This window comes from Sphingomonas sp. Leaf412 (assembly GCF_001425405.1).
Taxonomy (GTDB): domain Bacteria; phylum Pseudomonadota; class Alphaproteobacteria; order Sphingomonadales; family Sphingomonadaceae; genus Sphingomonas.
Genome location: NZ_LMQP01000003.1, coordinates 722325 through 726768, shown reverse-complemented (window position 1 = coordinate 726768; position 4444 = coordinate 722325). Strand labels below are relative to the sequence as shown.

Annotated in this window: 4 protein-coding genes; 2 read left to right on the top strand and 2 right to left on the bottom strand. The window is 68.8% G+C overall.

The genetic code is table 11. The annotated features are described in order from the left end of the window. Nucleotides 1-533 precede the first annotated feature (533 nt). Both ASG29_RS10610 and ASG29_RS10605 read left to right on the top strand, forming a co-directional pair. Nucleotides 534-1517, top strand: a complete 984-nt coding sequence (locus tag ASG29_RS10610) for an aspartate carbamoyltransferase catalytic subunit (RefSeq protein WP_055983536.1) — start codon at nucleotides 534-536, stop codon at nucleotides 1515-1517. After that, nucleotides 1514-2728, top strand: a complete 1215-nt coding sequence (locus tag ASG29_RS10605; RefSeq protein WP_055983534.1) for a dihydroorotase — start codon at nucleotides 1514-1516, stop codon at nucleotides 2726-2728. Before ASG29_RS10610 ends, ASG29_RS10605 begins: the two co-directional genes overlap by 4 nt. Before the next feature lie 109 nt (nucleotides 2729-2837). Here the strand turns inward: ASG29_RS10605 and ilvC are convergent, their stop codons facing one another. Both ilvC and ilvN read right to left on the bottom strand, forming a co-directional pair. After that, nucleotides 2838-3857, bottom strand: a complete 1020-nt coding sequence (ilvC, locus tag ASG29_RS10600; protein WP_055983532.1) for a ketol-acid reductoisomerase — start codon at nucleotides 3855-3857, stop codon at nucleotides 2838-2840. A gap of 54 nt (nucleotides 3858-3911) precedes the next feature. Further along, nucleotides 3912-4427 carry an acetolactate synthase small subunit gene (gene ilvN, locus ASG29_RS10595; protein ID WP_055985448.1) on the bottom strand — a complete coding sequence of 172 codons (516 nt, stop codon included), beginning with the start codon at nucleotides 4425-4427 and terminating at the stop codon, nucleotides 3912-3914. Nucleotides 4428-4444: the final 17 nt, after the last annotated feature.

Here is a 4444-nt window from a genome sequence, read left to right as displayed (position 1 = left end):
GTTGTAGCTCCCCTCCCTGGAAGGGAAGGGCCGGGGGTGGGTGGAACCTCGCGCGACCTACCGGATCGGCAGTCAGGTTCACGCGAAGACGCGAAGCCGCGAAGAGAAGAAGAATGATATCGCGCAGAGGCGCGGAGAACGCGGAGGTGTCGCGCCTGTCCGCGCCAGCACCCGTCATGCCCGGATGCAAAGAATAGATACGCTGCCTCGCGCGCAACGCCTCCGCGTCCTCTGCGCCTCCGCGCGAACAAATCACTTCTTTGAGTCTTTCGAACGGCCGGATGGAGGTCCGACGTGGCGGACAGTCTCGCCAGCGTCCACCCACCCCGGCCCCTCCCTTCCAGGGAGGGGAGTTGACTGCCGGCCGACGCCCGCGCTGTCCTACAGGCGCCGCCTCATGATAGCCCCCGATCATGATGACGCCGCCTTCGCCCGAAATTGAAATAACGCGCGATCGATTCAACATTCGCAACATTCGCGGCACGATCCCCACCCTTGCCCCCCGCCCTCCGCGCGCCTAACCCCGCACCCCGATGACCCCTTCGGACCACCGCCCCGGCACCCTCATCCCCGGCGGCGCGGTATTTCCGCACCGCCACCTGACGGGAATCGAGGGGCTCCAGCCGCACGAGATCATGTTCCTGCTGGACGAGGCGGAGCGCTGGGTCGACGCGGTGCCCGGCGGACCGGCACGGAGCCTCGCGGGCCTGACGCAGATCAACGCCTTCTTCGAGAATTCCACGCGCACGTTGCTCAGCTTCGAGATCGCAGGGAAGCGCCTCGGCGCCGACGTCGTCAACATGCACGCCGCGCAATCGAGCGTGAAGAAGGGCGAGACGCTGATCGACACCGCGATGACGCTGAACGCGATGCGCGCGGACGTCATCGTCATCCGTCACATGGCGTCGGGCGCGGTGCGGCTGATCGCGGACAAGGTCGACTGCCCGGTGCTGAACGCGGGTGACGGCCGGCACGAACATCCGACGCAGGCGCTGCTGGATGCGCTGACGATCCGGCGGCGGCTGGGCGGGATCGCCAACAAGCGCGTCGTCATCTGCGGCGACCTGCTCCACAGCCGCGTCGCGCGGTCGAACATCCTGGCGCTGACCGCGCTGGCCGCGGAGGTGCGCGTTTGTGCACCTACCACGCTCATGCCGCCGGGAATCGAGCGGTTCGGGGTGACGCCCTTCACCGACTTCGACGCCGCGATGGAGGGGGCGGACGTGGTCATGATGCTGCGCTTGCAGACCGAGCGGATGGCGGGCGGCTATGTCCCGTCGGTGCGCGAATATCACCTGCGCTACGGCCTGACGCTCGATCGCCTCGAACGGCACGCGCCCGATGCGCTGGTGATGCATCCCGGTCCGATGAACCGCGGTGTGGAGATCGATTCGGCGGTGGCGGACCATGTCGAACGCTCCGCCATCACCGAGCAGGTGGCGATGGGCGTCGCGGTGCGGATGGCGTGCCTCGACGTGCTGACGCGGCGCAAGCGCGGCGTGGAGGGATGGGCATGAGCGCGATCCTCTTCCGCGACGCGCGCCTCGTCTGTCCGCAGGGGGGCGAGCGGCGCGGCGACCTGCTGGTGGTGGACGGCGTCATCGCCGACGGTGCGGCGCCCGCGGATGCGCAGGTCGTCGACTGCAACGGCCGCATCCTCGCCCCCGGCATCGTCGACCTCGGCGTCGGCGCGATCGATCGCGTGGCGTGTCGCGCGGGCGGGATCGTGCGCGTCGCCCCCCTGCCCGACCAGTCGCCCGTGCTGGACGAACCCGGCGCGGTGCAGCGGCTGGCGCTGATCGGCCGCCCCGAATTGTGGATCCACCCCATCGCCGCCGCGACGCGCGGCAATGCGGGCACGGACTTGGCCGAGATGGCGGTGTGCCTGTCCGCGGGGGCGAAGGCGGTGGGGACCGGGCGGCGCTGGATCGCGGACAGCGGCGTGATGCACCGCGTACTGGCCTATGCCCGCGACCTGGACGTGACCTTGGTGACGCATGCGGAGGACGGCGGGCTGACCGCGGATGCGGTCGCGACCGCGGGGGAGACTGCCTCGCGCCTCGGTCTGCCCGCCGCGCCCGCGCTCGCGGAGGCGCTGGCGGTCGCGCGCGACCTGATGCTGGCGGAGGATACCGGCGCGCGGCTCCACATCCGGCAGGTGACGACCGCCGCCGCACTGGCGCTGGTCCGCACCGCGAAGGCGCGCGGCGTGCGCGTGACGTGCGGGATCACGCCCAACCACCTGCTGCTGTCCGACAACGCCATGAGCGATTTCCGCACCTTCGCCCACGTCTCGCCCCCGTTGCGCGACGAGGGCGACCGGATGGCGGCGCGCGCGGCGCTGGCGGACGGGACGATCGACGTCCTGTGTTCGGGCCACGACCCGCGCGGGCCGGAGGAGAAGCGCCTGCCTTTCGTCGATTCGTCGCCCGGCGCGGCGGGGGCCGCGACCTTGCTGGCGTTGGGCCTGGGGCTGGTGCGCGATGGCGTGGTGACGCTGCCACGGCTGTTCACGCTGCTGTCGTCGGCGCCCGCGAGCGTGCTGCGGGTGGAGACGGGCACGCTGGCGTCGGGCATGCCGGGCGACGTGATCCTGCTCGACGCCGACGCGCCGTGGCGGATCGAGGCGGAGACGCTGCCGGGCATCGCGGGCAACACGCCGTTCGACGGCCTGCCGGTGCAGGGGCGCGTGACCGGCGTGTGGAAGGGCGGACGCGCGCTGATTTGAGGCCGCGGGAACACGCAGCAGCCTGTCATTGCGAGCGCGAGCGAAGCAATCCAGAGCCGCGCGAGACGCCCTGGATTGCTTCGCTATGCTCGCAATGACGGTGGCGGGCTCAGTTCTTCGTCACGTCCACCAGCTTGTTCGCGCCGATCCACGGCATCATCGCGCGCAGCTCGCTGCCGACCTTCTCGATCGGATGCGCTTCCGCCGCCTTGCGCGCCGCCTTCAGTTCGGGCTGGCCCGCACGATTGTCGAGGACGAAATTCTTCACGAACCGGCCCGACTGGATGTCGGCCAGCACGCGCTTCATCTCGCGCTTCGTCTCGTCGGTGATGATCCGCGGGCCGGTGGTGATGTCGCCATATTCGGCCGTGTTGCTGATCGAATAGCGCATGTTCGCGATCCCGCCCTCGTACAGCAGGTCGACGATCAGCTTCGTCTCGTGCAGGCATTCGAAATACGCCATCTCGGGCGCATAGCCCGCCTCGACCAGCGTCTCGAACCCGGCCTGGATCAGGTGCGTGATCCCGCCGCACAGCACCGCCTGCTCGCCGAACAGGTCGGTCTCGCATTCTTCCTTGAAGTTCGTTTCGATGATGCCCGACCGGCCGCCGCCGACCGCACTGGCATAGGCGAGCGCGACGTCGTGCGCGTTGCCGCTGGCGTCCTGATGCACCGCGATCAGGCACGGCACGCCGCCGCCCTTCACATATTCGCTGCGTACGGTATGGCCCGGCCCCTTGGGCGCGATCATGATGACGTCGACGTCCGCCGGCGCCTCGATCAGGCCGAAATGCACGTTCAGCCCGTGCGCGAAGGCGATCGCCGCGCCGGACTTCATCCGGCCCTTCAGATCGTCGTTCCAGATCGCGGCCTGATGCTCGTCCGGCGCCAGGATCATGACGATGTCGGCCCATTCGGCCGCGTCGCGGTTGCTCAGCACCTTGAAGCCCGCGGCCTCCGCCTTCTTCGCCGTCGCCGACCCCTCGCGCAGTGCGATCGCGACCTCCGTCACGCCCGAATCGCGCAGGTTCTGCGCGTGCGCATGGCCCTGCGAACCATAGCCGACGATCGCGATCTTCTTCCCCGTGACCAGATTCAGGTCGGCGTCATGGTCGTAATAGACCTTCATTGGATAGCTCCCTTTGCAATGGATGTGCCCCCGCAAGGCGGGACACGGAAATAATCAGGCGGCGTCCTTGCCGCGCGCGATGGCGACGATGCCGGTGCGGGCGACCTCGATCAGGCCGACCTCGCCCATCAGCTCGACGAACTTGTCGATCTTCTCGATCCCGCCCGTCACCTCGAACACGAAGCTGCTGGTCGTCGCATCGACCACGCGCGCGCGATAAACGTCGGCCAGCCGCAGCGCCTCGATCCGGTGGTCGCCGGTGCCCTGCACCTTCACCAATGCCAGCTCGCGCTCGACATGGTCGCCCTCCGCGGTCAAATCGCGGACCTTGTGGACGGGGACCAGCCGGTCGAGCTGCGCCACGATCTGCTCCAGCGTCGACGGCGACGCGCTGGTGACGATCGTGATGCGGCTGACCGACTTGTCCGCGGTGATCTCGCTCACCGTCAGCGATTCGATATTGTAGCCGCGCGCGGTGAAAAGGCCGGCGATGCGGGCGAGGATGCCCGGTTCGTTGTCGACGATCACCGCCAGCGTGTGGCGTTCGGCCTTTTCGGTATGGATATGCATCGTGTCCTCCCCGGAAC

Coding starts and splice junctions, on each gene's coding strand:
- ilvN (WP_055985448.1), bottom strand. CDS start 4,427: ATGCATATCCATACCGAAAAGGCCGAACGCCACACGCTGGCGGTGATC.
- ASG29_RS10605 (WP_055983534.1), top strand. CDS start 1,514: ATGAGCGCGATCCTCTTCCGCGACGCGCGCCTCGTCTGTCCGCAGGGG.
- ilvC (WP_055983532.1), bottom strand. CDS start 3,857: ATGAAGGTCTATTACGACCATGACGCCGACCTGAATCTGGTCACGGGG.
- ASG29_RS10610 (WP_055983536.1), top strand. CDS start 534: ATGACCCCTTCGGACCACCGCCCCGGCACCCTCATCCCCGGCGGCGCG.